This window comes from Oceanobacillus sp. B139/18 (assembly GCF_055524595.1).
In genome coordinates this window covers 205,339-220,469 of the sequence record NZ_JBVFXI010000007.1, presented here as the reverse complement: position 1 = coordinate 220,469, position 15,131 = coordinate 205,339, and the positions used below count along the sequence as shown (strand labels likewise).

At 38.7% G+C, this 15,131-nt stretch carries 17 protein-coding genes; all 17 read right to left on the bottom strand.

Annotated elements, in window-relative coordinates; genetic code table 11:
• Positions 1-148: 148 nt before the first annotated feature.
• Positions 149-904: a 2-dehydro-3-deoxy-phosphogluconate aldolase gene (dagF, locus tag ACZSMY_RS19070; protein ID WP_332094002.1), complete on the bottom strand. Its 756-nt coding sequence runs from the start codon at positions 902-904 to the stop codon at positions 149-151.
• Positions 901-2,010, bottom strand: coding sequence for a DgaE family pyridoxal phosphate-dependent ammonia lyase (locus ACZSMY_RS19065; RefSeq protein ID WP_042528844.1), 1,110 nt, complete (start codon positions 2,008-2,010; stop codon positions 901-903). The genes dagF and ACZSMY_RS19065 overlap by 4 nt, the downstream gene beginning before the upstream one ends.
• A gap of 147 nt (positions 2,011-2,157) precedes the next feature.
• Positions 2,158-2,817, bottom strand: a complete 660-nt coding sequence (locus ACZSMY_RS19060; protein ID WP_084612803.1) for a DUF4310 family protein — start codon at positions 2,815-2,817, stop codon at positions 2,158-2,160.
• Positions 2,818-2,832: 15 nt separating this feature from the next.
• The gene (locus ACZSMY_RS19055) at positions 2,833-3,612 is read right to left on the bottom strand and encodes a DUF4311 domain-containing protein (RefSeq protein ID WP_212929293.1); all 780 of its coding nucleotides are present in this window, start codon (positions 3,610-3,612) and stop codon (positions 2,833-2,835) included.
• Entirely contained in the window at positions 3,584-3,937 is a 354-nt protein-coding gene (locus ACZSMY_RS19050; protein ID WP_052484847.1) for a DUF4312 family protein, read from the bottom strand. Before ACZSMY_RS19050 ends, ACZSMY_RS19055 begins: the two co-directional genes overlap by 29 nt.
• 5 nt (positions 3,938-3,942) lie before the next feature.
• Positions 3,943-4,299 (bottom strand): SFCGS family glycine-rich protein, encoded by a 357-nt coding sequence (locus ACZSMY_RS19045; protein WP_042528842.1) that lies wholly within the window; start codon positions 4,297-4,299, stop codon positions 3,943-3,945.
• Positions 4,300-4,311: 12 nt separating this feature from the next.
• A complete protein-coding gene (locus ACZSMY_RS19040; protein ID WP_052484846.1) occupies positions 4,312-4,650 on the bottom strand; it encodes a PRD domain-containing protein in 339 nt (112 codons plus the stop codon).
• Between the two features lie 4 nt (positions 4,651-4,654).
• A complete protein-coding gene (locus tag ACZSMY_RS19035; RefSeq protein WP_465148173.1) occupies positions 4,655-5,779 on the bottom strand; it encodes an amidohydrolase/deacetylase family metallohydrolase in 1,125 nt (374 codons plus the stop codon).
• Positions 5,757-7,613 carry a BglG family transcription antiterminator gene (locus ACZSMY_RS19030; protein ID WP_465148172.1) on the bottom strand — a complete coding sequence of 619 codons (1,857 nt, stop codon included), beginning with the start codon at positions 7,611-7,613 and terminating at the stop codon, positions 5,757-5,759. The genes ACZSMY_RS19035 and ACZSMY_RS19030 overlap by 23 nt, the downstream gene beginning before the upstream one ends.
• A 501-nt stretch (positions 7,614-8,114) precedes the next feature.
• Entirely contained in the window at positions 8,115-9,131 is a 1,017-nt protein-coding gene (locus tag ACZSMY_RS19025; protein ID WP_465148171.1) for an oxidoreductase, read from the bottom strand.
• Between the two features lie 167 nt (positions 9,132-9,298).
• Positions 9,299-10,213: a PTS system mannose/fructose/sorbose family transporter subunit IID gene (locus ACZSMY_RS19020; protein WP_042528835.1), complete on the bottom strand. Its 915-nt coding sequence runs from the start codon at positions 10,211-10,213 to the stop codon at positions 9,299-9,301.
• 18 nt (positions 10,214-10,231) lie between these two features.
• Complete coding sequence (locus tag ACZSMY_RS19015) at positions 10,232-11,032, bottom strand: PTS mannose/fructose/sorbose transporter subunit IIC (RefSeq protein ID WP_042528833.1); 801 nt, start codon at positions 11,030-11,032, stop codon at positions 10,232-10,234.
• A gap of 36 nt (positions 11,033-11,068) precedes the next feature.
• Entirely contained in the window at positions 11,069-12,043 is a 975-nt protein-coding gene (locus ACZSMY_RS19010) for a mannose/fructose/sorbose PTS transporter subunit IIA (protein ID WP_042528831.1), read from the bottom strand.
• A 452-nt stretch (positions 12,044-12,495) separates the two neighbouring features.
• A complete protein-coding gene (locus tag ACZSMY_RS19005) occupies positions 12,496-12,870 on the bottom strand; it encodes a DUF956 family protein (RefSeq protein WP_042528829.1) in 375 nt (124 codons plus the stop codon).
• 93 nt (positions 12,871-12,963) lie between these two features.
• The gene (locus ACZSMY_RS19000) at positions 12,964-13,629 is read right to left on the bottom strand and encodes an LrgB family protein (RefSeq protein WP_306432784.1); all 666 of its coding nucleotides are present in this window, start codon (positions 13,627-13,629) and stop codon (positions 12,964-12,966) included.
• A gap of 5 nt (positions 13,630-13,634) precedes the next feature.
• Positions 13,635-14,003: a CidA/LrgA family protein gene (locus ACZSMY_RS18995; protein WP_042528825.1), complete on the bottom strand. Its 369-nt coding sequence runs from the start codon at positions 14,001-14,003 to the stop codon at positions 13,635-13,637.
• 106 nt (positions 14,004-14,109) lie between these two features.
• On the bottom strand, positions 14,110-14,991 hold the full coding sequence (locus ACZSMY_RS18990; RefSeq protein ID WP_212929523.1) for a LysR family transcriptional regulator: 882 nt from the start codon (positions 14,989-14,991) through the stop codon (positions 14,110-14,112).
• Between the last annotated feature and the right edge of the window lie 140 nt (positions 14,992-15,131).

The following is a 15,131-nucleotide window of genomic DNA, read 5'->3' as shown; positions in this document are numbered from 1 at the left end:
TATTACCAAGAGAGATGAAAAATAGCCTGGAACCATTAAAGGACACCAGGCTATAGTATATATTTTTTCAATTATGTTTACTTAGTAACTAACAAATTGGTGAATATTTTAGCTCTATTCGTAGCTAATCGAGATACGAGCCAGTTCATTATGCATAATTATTTACTAGCTGTTTCGTAACATCTAATAGTTTTTTTACATCTTCTATATTGGTTTTACCCGTTTCTTTATCAATAATAGAAGAATAAACATGAGGGATGACTTTTGGTACTCCGGCTTCAAGAGCAATGGTCAAAATCTCTTCAAAGTTATTTAAGTCAATGCCGCCAGTTGGTTCTAAAGCAAAGTCGGCTTCTGCACAAGCTTTAGCAACAGCACGGAACTCTTCTTGGTGAGCGAGACCTTTCATAGGGAAAAATTTTAATGCATGTCCTCCCATATCTTTCATTAACGCTATAGCTGATTCTATTGGAACAACAGCTTGTTCTCCGACATTGGAACTTAACGGGCCAGTTGAAATAGTTACATAACCAACTTTTCCTGATGGAGATACCAAAGCATTGATCCAGCTCTCTTTCTCTCCTAGATTCGCTCTGGTTGCACCGACAGATGGAAACACTTGGTTAATATGACTCCCTTCATATGATTTCACAATATTTTCAACCACTGCAGCCTGTCTGTTATCACCTGCACCCAAACCAATGGATACAGCCCCATGGATTGCTTCATCATATTTTCCCATTGCGCCTACTGCTTCTTCCACCGTATCATAATTCTTCGATAGTACGCCGATTAGTACCTTTCCCTCTCCTGCTTCATATACTTCCTTTGCATTTTCAATACTATTCGCCAGAACGTTTAAAGCAACACGGTCCTTATAAAAAAATTTATCTATCTTCTTCATACTTCTTTTCCTCCTAGAATGTCAACGATTCGACTATAAATAACTTGACTATCATTTTCTTGTAACGGTCGTGGATCAATATCAAAGAATCCTTGTCTCACACCATAATCACGAGTATAAATAGCAATTTCGCCATGTTTTAGTTGATTCGTTACTTCCTTAGCTGATATAGCTGTAACAGCTTCATCAATGGTGATACGTGCTCTGAAGATAGAGCGTCCCGCTTCGTCCTGTACGATCGTTGCAGTGACACCTTCCATTGTATTTAATGATTGCAGTACTTCTAAACTCGCCTTTTCAGCTTCACTATTATCTTTTTTTACAAAATACTCATCCAATGCCTGCAGTAAGCCAAATGTAGATTCCTTTCCTACCTTCATACTTCTTCCAATATAATGAAGCTGTGTTTTGACCCACTCTACATAATCTTTTTTCCCTGCCACAATACCCGATGTTGGCCCTTCAATAGCTTTCGATCCGCTGTAAATTGCCAGATCAGCAATTTTCACATATTTTCCCAAATCTTCTTCTGCTGCTGCGTCAACAATAAATGGGATATTCTTTTCTTTTGCAACCTCTGCAGCTTCTTCAACAGAAATCATATTCTTTTGTACGGCATGATGAGATTTTACATACAAAATAGCCGCTGTATTTTCGTTTACAGCATCGGAGATATGTTCTTGTTTTCCTTCATTTGCATATCCTGCCTCCACTAGCTCGCCTCCACCAAGATAGATCATTGATTCAATTGGAGCACCGTAATGAACATTTTGCCCTTTCAACATGATAATCTCATTTTTCATGATTTTTTCTTGATGTATCTTTTCACTCAACCTTCTATTTCCTTTGGTGACCAATCCAGCGACAGATAAAACAATTCCACTTGATGCTGAATTTACAATAAGAGCAGATTCTGAATCCAGCATATCCGCAATATATTCGCCTGACTTATCCACTAAATCAGTAATTTCCACATAATTTTGTCCGCCTGTTTTCATTGCATCCATCACTGTATCAGATGGTGCAGAGACGCCAAGAATACTCATTCTGCCACTTGCATTTATGACACGTTTTAATCCATATCTGTCATGTAGTGAATTATCCATAATTAATCAACCTTTCAGTTATGATTACATATCTAACATGGTTTCTATAAAGTGAAACTTCAATCAGTGAGGGTTTTCTTTTCACCCCCACTGATTGGGGTTGCAATAACATAGAACATCTACTGGAATACTTTGCTGCTATTCATTTTAAATTGGGAAAAATGCTCCGATTGCCATGGCACCTAAGATTGCTCCGCCCGCAACGGGTTTATTCCATAAATAAAAGAATGCTCCTCCAAGTAAAGAACCTAAGCCTACAGGGATGGATGCTGTTGCAGCAGAAATAATAATTAACGGTCCTAAAAATCTGCCAGACGAGTTACCTGCACCCATCATCACATCACTGCCAAATGTAGAATTTGCCTTTCCGACCGTAAACTTTTTAATGCCAATAACAACATAGCCTATTACCACGCCTATTAATAAGCCCGTTATTAAAGAGACAAAAAAGTTTTCTAGTGGTAAAACAATTCCTGCACCTAAAAGCAGTGCTGGTATTCCGATACCTACACCAGTTAGTATCGAACCACCTATATCAAGTACTCCTACTAAACCGCCTTCAAGTATACGTGCAAATAAAAAGCTAGCTCCAAATGCTGCCGCTGCACCATAGCCAGATCCTTGCATACCTGCTTCTAACAAAGCTACAATGGCTACTTCATTAAAAGCACCTACTTTATAAACGTAATACATATGCGTACCTGCAAAAATACCAGATGACAGAAGTGCTACAAAAATTGGGAACGACCAATCTGCAAACCAAAAACTCTTTTTATACATCGCATCACTTAGTTGACCATCAGTCATTTTATTTCCTCCTCACTAAGGGTTTATTAAATTATGAAGTCCTTGTAACCAATTTGGCACAGTAAGGTTGAGACTTTCAATCAGCTCTATATCAATTCCCCTAAAGAAGGCGCTTAAGATGAACAGCACAATAATAGCTGTCATTAATATTTTTGTGATGTTATTCCATCCAGAATCATCCACACCCTTACCTACCAATATACCTAGTACAACACCAGGAACAGCATTACCCATAATAATATGAGCTAGTCCGCCAAATATCGTCCCCCAAAAACCAGAACGTTTTCCGGCATCTAATGCAGCTAACCAAAATATGACCGGCATAGCCATATTAATAAGCCAATCCGCCGCTGGAGCCAATACTTCCAGCGCAACATTTCTAAGTCCCTCCGGAATAGATGCTGTTGTAGTACTTAAAAAAGCAACAACGATTGCTCCCACGATCGCCCCCGCTATACTCATTTTGAAAGGGTTATGCATGGTTTCTTCTATTGTTTTTCCTTTTCTTAAAAGCACGGCGACAGACCAATTGGGAATAATTCTATGATCTACATCCTGCGTAAGCGCGCCAGCTCCAACAGCTGATGCCCAAGCGTTAAAGAAGAAGCCCAGTCCAAATGAAAAATGGGATGCACGGTCACCTGCACAGGCATTCATCTCGCCAATCGTTCTGAATGCTCCCATTGATTGAGACTTCGGTGCATGGAACATCCTTGCTGCACCAGCACCTACGCCAAAACCGACAATCGCTCCAATAATTAATGATTTAATTAGAATAACTACGATTCCGCCCACGTATACCCCTCCTTAATGGATGGTGACTACCTTTTTTCTGCCAATTAAATTTGGCAGAATCGATTGTTTTTAAGTTTACATCTACTTTTAACGTCACATGACAACTCAATTTTTTACGCGGCATAAAAAAGAAGAAAAAACGTTCTGTATATTCTTCCATAGTTGCCTCCACTTCTTCTATGTTTTCTGGTTCCGCACGAATAACAAGCTGATTAATCTCAGAAAATATCTGTTTCTGAATTTTACTTAAAGCACGACTAACTGCCTCATCTTGTGTACTTCCCTTGCCAGAAACGGTTATTGTTACATGTTGGTTTTCAATCATGTGATTCATTCCCCTTGTATTTTCTTGTATTCTTCCACGATACGTTTGCCCAGGTCTTCTACATCCATGAACCCGAACCCTAATACTTTATAGCCTTCACGAATGGCAGTTACTCCTTCTTCAATAGAACGCATGCCATGTCTTGCTTTATATCCATATTTCGTTTGTGCTGTAATTGCTCCTGCTCCACCACTGCCGCAAAATGAAATTCCCAAATCCGCATCTACTTTATTCATTTCATCGCCGAGCTTCATGTCCGCTCCAATTCCCGGGACTACAATAGCTTCTCCTCCAGCAATTTCTACACCTTTTCCCACGTTTTGCCCTTTTCCAAGTCTATCTGCAATAACTACTTTTACCATTTAACTCACTCCTTATTTTGATTGATTATATTTAACTACTTCAAAATGAATCGATAATAAATACGTTTCATCATCTGAAATATGTTCTAATTGTTTTACTAATTCTCTAGCTTGTTTGATGGACTCTTGCGAAACTTCTTCAAATAACTTTTTATCTTCTACTTGCATTATTTCTTTTCTTTGATTTCTTTTCACCATTTCAGATATGTGATTTAATAAGGCTTCTCTTTGATCATCTTTTATTTCATATCCATTACTATCTATATAGTTCACTGCATCATTGTAAATACTTTCACAAACATCTGGATCTTGACTATTCATGAAATAGTTAGTTAGATCTTTTTTTTCCACATTCTTAACCCCTTTGATATACAATCTTTCCGTTTTTCCATGTTGTTTGTGGAATTAAACGTTGATTTACTTTCATCACTTCACCATGTGAATCGATTAGTTCTCTATCCTTTTTCTCAATATGAAACATTGTAATATCTGCTTTCTTTCCAGGTTCCAATGATCCATAATTCATTAAAGACAGCGTTCTAGCCGGAAGAATTGTAACGGATTCGATTAAATCTTCTAAGTCATATCCTACTGCTAATAATTTCGATATGGTATCCATTAAACTGCCAACTGGCTGTTCAAAATTCTTTTCATAAACATCTGTACTGATCGTAAATGGATAACTATAATTCTCTTTAAATCGTTTAATTGTTTGATATGAAAAGCTTGATGTTCCATGACCAACGTCAAATTTAACTCCCCGCTCTAGCGCCTCATGTGCTTCAGGTATTAAAGCTCCATCTTCATCAAGAATCCCGCCTTTTTTGCCATGAAAAGCATGCGTTACAATATCACCATTTTTTAATAAAGGCAGAATTTCATTTAATGGCGGAGGAGGTGAGCCAATATGCACCATGATGGGCGTATCCGTCTGATCAGCTAATTTGCGGGCATGTTCCAAAGGGCGAATACCCTGATTCCCGACAACCGATTGACTCATTCTGGCTTTCAACCCAACAATAGCCGGTTCTGAAGCTTTTATCGTTTCCCATGCACGTTCACTCATTAATTTTTCAGGAGCAGACAATTCATCCAATCCCTCTACTAAGCCCGTGGCGGATACATTTAATAACGACAATATTTCTGTCGTATGTTGATTGATAATTTTATCCTTAAATTGAGCATAATCTTTATACCCTGTACTTCCTGCATCAACAACTGTTGTAACCCCCTGATTAATACCGATTTTGTCAGCATTTATCCCAATTTGAGCAAAATTTTCAAATACGTGTACATGCATATCTATAAACCCCGGGGCAACATAGCTTCCCTTTGCATCCCATTCTGTCAGCAAATCTGTTTCCTCAATATCTTCTTCAGCTATTATTTCATCATCTTTCACATAGACATCTTTTTTAGTAAACGCTTTATTAACAGCGTTAAATACAATTCCATTTTTAATAATGGTAACCTTTCCCACAGCTTGCTTCCTCCTTTTCAATATAGAATAGGATCGCTTTTTTCTCATCTGCATTGGCCTGCAGACCTTGTTTTTTAAAAACTTCATCTACTTTCCGATAATCTTCTGTTTCTATAAAAGATGTATTTACAAGGTGATCATATTCCATTCTGAATTTAATACGATGAACCATGAGGAAAACATGCATTAGAAAAGCATCCTCCATTTTATGCTTGATTCTGCCTTTAAAAGCTTGCTTAATTCCCAAATATAGTTCCATTGCTTCCAATATAACTGCTCTGGAGTATTCTTCTGGATCATCGATATTGCTTTCACCTTTGTTGATTATCTGCTGTGCAATTACTTGATTATCACCAGTTAATTCACTTACTTTGTTCTTTAACTCTTTAATATTACTTTCGCTTGGTACCGGGTCTACCCATATCGTTGGTATAGCGGTTTCAATTGGAAATACACTAATGATGATGTCAAACGTATCCTTTTCCATAATCTCTTCTAAATCATCTAAGCCACAATATTGAATAATTCTAATCCGCGGCACTTCTTTTTCCACACGATTTTTTATAACACGTGCCACTCCTCTGCCGCTTGCACAAACATAGAGTGCTTTTAAAGGTTTCTTGTTTTCAAAAGTTGTTTCCATTGATACAAGAAAATGCAATGTAACAAATGAACTAATCATTTCAGACGTAAAATTATGTGATTCGATATATTTTTCACACGCTGTTTTAACAGGATGATAAAGATAATCATGCTTTGTTTTAAGATCTTCCATAAACGGGTTATTCTCTAATAAAATGGCATTTTCTTCAGTAAATTTATTAGAGAAATGGGACAATAGGTTTGTTTGTAACGTACTATCGTTATAAAAAGGAATGGAAAGCCTTCTGCTCACATAATGAATAATATTATTCGTCATTTCGATCAGGTCTTCGTTGTGATTATTTAATAAGGCATTTCTATAAATGTAAATGAATTCATCATTAGTTATCTCTAGGCTGAAATGTTCAAAAACATCATTTGCAACAGCATAGACGAACATTGCGAATGTTGACATGGACATATCTATCTCATCATTATTTCTTCCTAATTGAATAGCGTTTTCTTTCGTTACTCGACAAACCGAAATCACTAACCTTGTAAATAGGGTGAAAATCTTAACAGAAGCAGGATGGTATTCAACCAATGATTGTTTAATAGATTTCATCAGTATTTCATCTATTAGTAGAACCACCTTTTTCATATCTGGTGAAAAGGAAGTGAGTTCTTCTTTAAATTTCAAATATATTTCTGGTCTATACGATTCCTCAATGACAATTTTGTATGTTAGTAAATATTCCGCGTGCTGTCGTATATCAACTTCTTCTCCTGCAATCGTGTATCCTTTTCTAGGAAGCATCTTTAACGTTATATTATTTTCAGCCAAGTGTTTTTCAACTTTTTTCATATCCTTATAAATCGTTTGCTTGCTTACAAGTAACTGATCAGCTAAGAATTCCGCCGTAATATACTTGCTGGGATGTAAACTTAGCAATAGGACAATACGGCGTATGCGTCCCTCTTCGCCCCAAATTTCTTCATCTACTGTCTCTAATAAGAGTTTGTGATAGATTTTCATTTTCTCTTTTTCATTTAAATTGGTAATCCAAAGGCCTTTAACCGGTTGTGACTGTAAATCTACTTGGTGCTTTTTAAACCAATACTTTACTTCCTTCATATCTGATTTAATGGTTCTAAGTGATACAGAACATTTATCAGCTAATTCTCGATAAAGTAGCGGCTTTTCACAATTCAACAACATAGATGCAATTTCTTTTTGTCTATTTGTTAACATGCTTATCACCCTTTTCCATCCCTGCTTTCATTATAGATTTATAAATCTGTGCCATACAGACAAACTTGGTTCCCTGTAGCAGTGCAAAAAATTATAACTATATAAAACCTATTAACCCAAAAGGTTCAACATTTTTTCCTGCCCTTCGTTCAAATACTTACCTCCAATCCGTTCTGAAGGAATATTTACTTCCTTGATTGCCATGTTTGTCGTACTAATATAGATAAGAGGATCATCATTATTATTTTATAAAAATAGTGTAGTATATAAGTGATGTAGTGGAATTTGATACAAATTATTCACAAAGCAAAGATACCTTTTAGACATGATTCAGAAGAGAGGATAATACTAATGGAGTAAATCAAAAGTCAAAAGGGAGAACAATTATTATTGGGGGTTAATGTAGACAAAATACTGCTATTTGCTCTCCACACCAAAAAAACTTGGATAAACAAGACAGCTTGTTCATCCAAGTTCTATGCATTTATACAAAAGCATCTGCTATCTTAAATGTTGAATCCCCGTCTCCAACATCTCCATCTGCAGCAGCGTCTGCTCATCCGTAATCGTTTTATCTTGCCCATTGATAACCGCTTCATATAAATCGTCATATACACGCCCATAATCGCCATCTACCGATTTCACTGTTTCCTCATGTACCGTTCCTTCTTCATCTACATAGGTCAGTACGCCATAATGACGCAGTGTATCGATGCCAAAGTCCTCGTTATCCGGCATATAGAATAACTTTAAATGCTCTTCCTGACGATCTTTTGTTTCTTTGATAAAGCATCCTTTTTTACCATGCACCACAAAGCTTGGTCTTTCTTTCAATCTGAAATAGCTGGATTTCACCGATACTTTTAATCCACCATAATATAAATCTAAATCGAAATAATCGTTCATTCTTCCCTGTCCTAATAATTGCTTCACATCATAATGGATATTATCGGGTTTGCCAAAATAACTGATGACCTGATCCAGGGTATGGCAGCCATGTCCATACAGAAATGATGCATTAGGGTCAAATGAATCGGCAGACTCCGGTACCTCGGGACGATAATAGTCATAATGCATCTCCACTTCCAGCAAGTCCCCAAGCTTTCCTTCTTCTATCACTTTTTGAACAGTTAAAAAATCACTATCAAATCGTCTGTTTTGATAGGCCTGGACAATCAATCCTTTTTCCTTTGCCAATGCAAAAATTTCTTTTGCCTGCTCTGAGGTTTCCATAAAAGGCTTTTCGACTAAACAGTGCTTATTATGCTCTAATACTTGTTTTGCATATTCATAATGGCTGTCATGTTTTGTACAAATCACAATAAGCTGAATGTCCTCATCACGTAACAATTCCTCTAAATCTGAAGTGTAATGCACTCCTGCATGTTTATCCCAGCTATCGTTCGCAGGGGTCCTCCGGTAAATGGTTTTCACTTTGATATGTTCTCTTTGCATTACGAACGGCAAATGATACCTGTTCGTGCTTTTCCCGTTTCCAATATAACCAATAGTAAGCATAGCGGCCTCCTAAAATAGATTTGTCTTTATTTATATATCGTTAACGTCTTCTTCTGGATTCTGGCATGGAATAAAAAAGCACCTCCTTCATTTGATAGTTTTATCATACCAGGAGGCACCTTTTTATTTATACATCTAATCGTCAAAAATCATCTGAAAAAGATTTATTACATCAGGTTGATGGCATGGAATACAACACCAACTACGAACAATCCAAGAATCATCGTGATTGGTGACACTTTCTTCCGGAGCAGCCACATACAAAGGAGTGTCAGCAGCAGCCCGGCAAGACCAGGAATCAAACTGTCTAAGTTATCCTGCAGCGTCGTGACATCTGTTTGGGTCAATGACCTGCCCTCTTCCTGTTGTAACAATGCGGACTGAATTCCTTCCGCTCCTCCAGGCAAGCTATCCCATTCAATATAAGCACCTTCATCGAGCTGAACTTCTGCGACGGTCGGGGTAAAGGAGACATCCACCCATCGGTTTACCAATGCCCCGAGAATAAACATACCGAGTATTGATGCACCCTTGGTAATATCCTGGAGCAATCCGCCAGATAAGTCATCCGTAATTTTTTCCCCTGCTTTGTAACCAAGTTCCTGTGAGTACCATAGGAATCCCATCCGAATCAAGTTCCATGCTACGAAGAAAATGATTGGTCCAAGGATATTACCAGTCACTGCAAGTGAAGCCGCCAATGAACCAAGAATTGGTCTGAGGGTAAACCAGAAAATAGGATCCCCGATACCTGCTAACGGCCCCATCATTCCGACCTTAACCCCTTGAATTGCCTTATTGTCCACCGGAGCACCGTTTGCACGTTCTTCTTCAAGTGCCAACGTTACACCAATAATCGGAGAAGCAACATAAGGGTGTGTATTAAAGAACTCTAAGTGTCGCTGCAGTGCAGCCGCACGATCTTCTTTTGTCTGATATAATCTTTTGATTGCGGGTATCATGGAAAATGCCCAGCCGCCATTTTGCATCCGTTCGTAGTTCCAAGAACCTTGAAGGAATGTGGAGCGCCACCAAATAGCAATACGATCTCTTTTTGATAATTTGATTTCTTCTTGTGCCATCTTCATGTCCTCCTTTTTTTAATAGTCATCAATAATATCGCCTAAAGGATCACCAGTGTTTCCACCGCCACCGGAGCCGCCTTGTTTCGTAAGTGCTATATAAATAAGTGCAAGTGCTACACCAATACCGCCAAAGCCTACAAGCGTAATATCCGGAATCGTCGCCAGTACGAAACCAATGGCAAAGAATGGCCATACTTCTTTGGTAGCCATCATGTTAATAACCATGGCATAACCAACCGCTACTACCATTCCGCCGCCGACTGCCAGGCCTTCTGTTAACCAGTCAGGCATCGATTGAAGCATCTCTCTAACCGGTGTTGCACCAATAGCTACAATCAATGCAGCCGGAATAGCAATACGTAAACCCTGCATGCAGATAGCAACCACATGCCACATTTCAATTTTTCGAATGTTGCCGTCCTTGGCCGCTGCATCCATTAAATGGACAATCCCTGTAGCAAGCGTCCGAACGATGATAGTTAATAACAGACCTGCAACTGCTAAAGGAATAGCAATCGCCATAGCTGAGTTTACCCCCGCTGTTCCCTGTCCGCTTAAAACAAGAATAATTGCTGATGCAACAGAGGCCAAAGCTGTATCCGGTGCAACAGCAGCTCCAATATTTGCCCAGCCTAAAGCAATAAACTGCAGCGAGCCGCCTAAAATAAGACATGCGGTTAACTCTCCGCTAACCAGACCGATTAACGTACAAGCTACAATGGGCTGATGAAACTGGAATTCATCCAGGATTCCTTCAATACCAGCTATAAATGCAATAATAATAATTAATATTATTTGAATAATAGTTAAATCCATGATGATTAATCCTCCTTTTCCTCTAATGATTTAGGATTATTTCTGTCTGTCTAATTCTGCTTGCGCTCTTCTCAAAATCTCATCCATATTCCCATATGAATCAGCTGGAACCTTACGCACATCAAAATCCACGCCTAATTCCTTCAACTTTTTGAACGTATCGATATCATTCTGGTCAAAGGCAAGTACCTTATTTGGCTGCACTTTTCCAGTAGAATGGGACATCGATCCGACATTGATCGTATCCAGCGGAACGCCGCCTTCAATAGCTCTCAATACATCCTGAGGATTCTCGAATAGAAGCAATGCGCGCTGTCCGCCAAAATGCTGATCATCCTTTGCGAGCTCCACCATTTTCTGAATAGGAACCGTATGTGCCTTGATACCTGACGGAGCAGCCTGTTGAATCAATTTTTTACGTAATTCATCCTTTGCTACCGTGTCTGATACAACGATGATACGCGTGGGCGATGTACTTCTTGTCCACGATGTTGCCACCTGTCCGTGCAATAGGCGGGAGTCAATCCGTGCTAACACGTAGTCAAATGACCCGGGAGCTCCTGCACTGGCTCCAGAAGACGCAGAAGCAGATTCAGCAGATTCTTCCGGCTCTAATTCCTCCGGCTTTACTTTCACTGCATCCTTCGCCGTATCAATAATATGAGCCGCTATTTCATGCGCTGTGTTCATAGAAAAGCGCGATGCATACGATTCGATTACCATTGCTAAGTTCAACCCAGCAACGATAGCCCATGTATCTTCATGCCCCTCCATCAAGCTGCTTGCCTGATTAAAGGGGGTTCCACCCCAAAGATCGACTAAGAATAATACTTCATCCTGATTGTCGAAAGAAGCAATGGCCTCTTCCATTTTTGCTCTTACGTCATCCGGACCTTCACTCGGCATCAACGTAACAGCCTTGACATTCTCTTGCTCTCCAAAGATCATCGCTCCAGACTGCAAGATACCTGTCGCAAATTCACCATGGCTGGCAATGATAATTCCTACCATCTTTTTAACCTCCTTTTTATGTTTGTTAAGGCTTCAATAGATATGGCAAGCTCTTAAAGCAGTATGTTTGCAAGCTTTGTAAAACGCTTTCAGCACCAATGAAAAAAGACATGAGAAAAAAGCAGGTTAAATGAAGATAAAAAGACAGAGATGTCCTTCCTCTTCGCTTTAATAACTACCTTTCACTCATGCCTGATCGAATCAGTAACACGTAAAATATAATTGCAAGTGTTTATTTAATTTATATTATGTTCGAAAGCGTTTTAACCATCTATCTAAATAAAAAGCTTTCCAATTACTTTAATGAGCTTCTTTCCTTATTATAGCACCCTGTTTTTCCCCTTTCAAGAGGGATTTTTTCTTGTGCCATTTCTGTAACTGTTTCTTCGTTAACCTGTCCCGATATCCCCCCGGAAAACGAGAGACCTCTATCCACGCCGGACTCAAAACGATTAACTTTTTGATTTCTTACGCTTGAAATTGCGTTTAATGACTTCAAAAGCACCTAAGGATCGAACCATACGATCAGGGTCAACATATTCACGAATTGCCCGAAACACCTTTTTAGGCTCTTTCGATGAGAATGAAAATGTTCCATTCTTCTTCGTTTGAATGGCATAACGCGGGATCCATTTCCCTTTGAACATGACGGAAGCAATCACGTAATCTATTTCCTCCCAAGGAATTTGAATATACTTACGGGCATCCCGTTTATTATAGAATTCAAATCCTTTATCGCCAATCATAATCTTACCATACTCTGAAACTAATACATGTGAGGTTCCATCAATAACTAAATCTACTTTTGTATTGATTGATTGGACCATTTCATCTTCCCCCTCATCTCTTTATACGAATTATTATACATGGTTTGGAGGGGGAAGTAAAAATAGTTTGGATGACGAGCCATCTTTCAAGCTTTAAATAAAGGACGTTATCAAAGAACCCCAAACGAGTGTAAAGAGAGCTGCAAAAATCATTGCTAAGGAGGAAAAGACAGATTCCTGTTTTCCATATTCCAAGGCTTTATTCGTACCGACACCATGCGCTCCCATCCCTAAGGCTAACCCTTTGGCGATTGGTGTTTTGATAGACAGCCATTTCAGCACATTCGGACCTACGATTCCTCCCACGATCCCTGTGATGATCACAAAAACCGTCGTCAATGTCGGCAAGCCGCCAATCTCTTTCGATACCTCCATGGCAATCGGCGTAGTGATTGACCGGGGAAGAATCGACACAATAAAATCATCGCTGAGATGTATTAATTTAGATAACAAAAATGTAGAAATCATTGCCATCAGTGTTCCCGTGGTAATACTGATAACAATGGTTTTCATATATTTTTTTATAATCGGCAGGTTCTTATAAATCGGCACCGCAAAGGCCACTGTCGCCGGTGCAAGCATATGTGATAAGAATTTGGAACCCTGCATATAATCATTGGCGGACACATGCATGATAGAAATAATCGCGATTAATAGGATTGGCGCTAACAATAGCGGATGAAAAAGAGCAAAGTTCATTTTTTTATAAAGCATTTTAGAAACAACATAAACCAAATACGTTATTACCGTAAACAGCACAATAATCAATGCGATTCCCCCTTTTTCGCAGCAGAAACTTTTTCTGCCGTCCAAGCAGTCAGACCCATAACAATTATCGTACTAAGGACAATCAAGCCAACAATCTCTAACCCTTGTATGCTGAAAATCTCTTCATAATTGATGATTCCCACAGCAGAAGGAATAAAGAACAGCAGCAGCTCTGCCATTAACCACTTCGCACCTTGATCGACCCACTCTAGCTTGATAACACCACAGCACAATGCTGCGAACAAAAGAAATAAGCCAAACATTGACGCTGGAATAGGCAATGGAATGAAATATTTTAACACTGCTCCTAAGAGCAGAAAGACATGTAAAAAACAAATTTGTAAAATAACCTTTAAGACTTTCACAGGCTTTCCCTTCTTCTATACGTAATATAAAACATCTGCTATCTATATTACGCCCCTCCAATCCATTCGTAAAATACATATTAATTATCATTTTCATGAATCAAAGTTATAATGAATCCGTTAGAATAAAATCAATAAACTTCCTTCCTGCATTGGAAATATACTTCCCTTTCTTCGTGATAACCGCAAGCTTCCACATAATCGTCGGTTCGAGGTCAATAATTTGAATATCCTTCGTAAACAGACGATTACAGATCGACTCCGGTAAGATCGTTACTCCTAAATCAGCGGCCACCAGCTCTGACATCAAATCCCATTGCATGCTCTTAAATAAGATTTTCGGTTCAAAGCCCGCTATCGTAAAGAAATGATTCCGGATAATTTGGTTTAAAGCAAAATCCTCATGATAAAAAATAAATTCTTCATCCCTTAAATCCTTTACATTCACTTTCGAATAGGAAGCCAGCGGATGATCCTTTTGAACAATCAGCTTCATTTTCTCTTTCACAATCGGATAAACATTAAAAATACGCTCATCTAAAGGAAGCACTGCCACACCAAGCTCAAACTCTCCTTCCTCCACACTTTTAACAACCCTGGCACCGCCATACTCCGTGATATCTAATTTGATATTCGGATAGCTGCGATGAAAATTTTTCATCACTTCCGGGAAAAACAGGCTTCCGATAAATGGTGGAAGACCGATATTCAGCTCTCCTACCGATAAATTCGTTAAATCACTTACTGTTAATTTCATTTCATCTACTAAGTTCGTTATTTTTTGTGCGTATTCCAATACCGTTTTCCCTGCATCGGTTAAGTCCATTGTTTTGTTTGTCCGGATGATTAGCGGGGTTCCTAGTTCTTCTTCTAAGGATTTGATGGACTTGCTTAGGGCTGGCTGAGAGATATGGATTTGTTCGGCTGCTTTTGTGATGCTTTTTTGGTTTGCTATTTCTTTGAAGTAGAGTAGTTGTTTTAGTTCCACGGGGTTCACCTCTTTGTTTTAGCTATAATTAATATATCATTTTTTAAGGAATCCATACTATTATACAGAACCAGGTTAATAACTAACTGACTTGGGAAATTTTATAAGACGCTAGATCACAATATAAAAAGGAATCACGG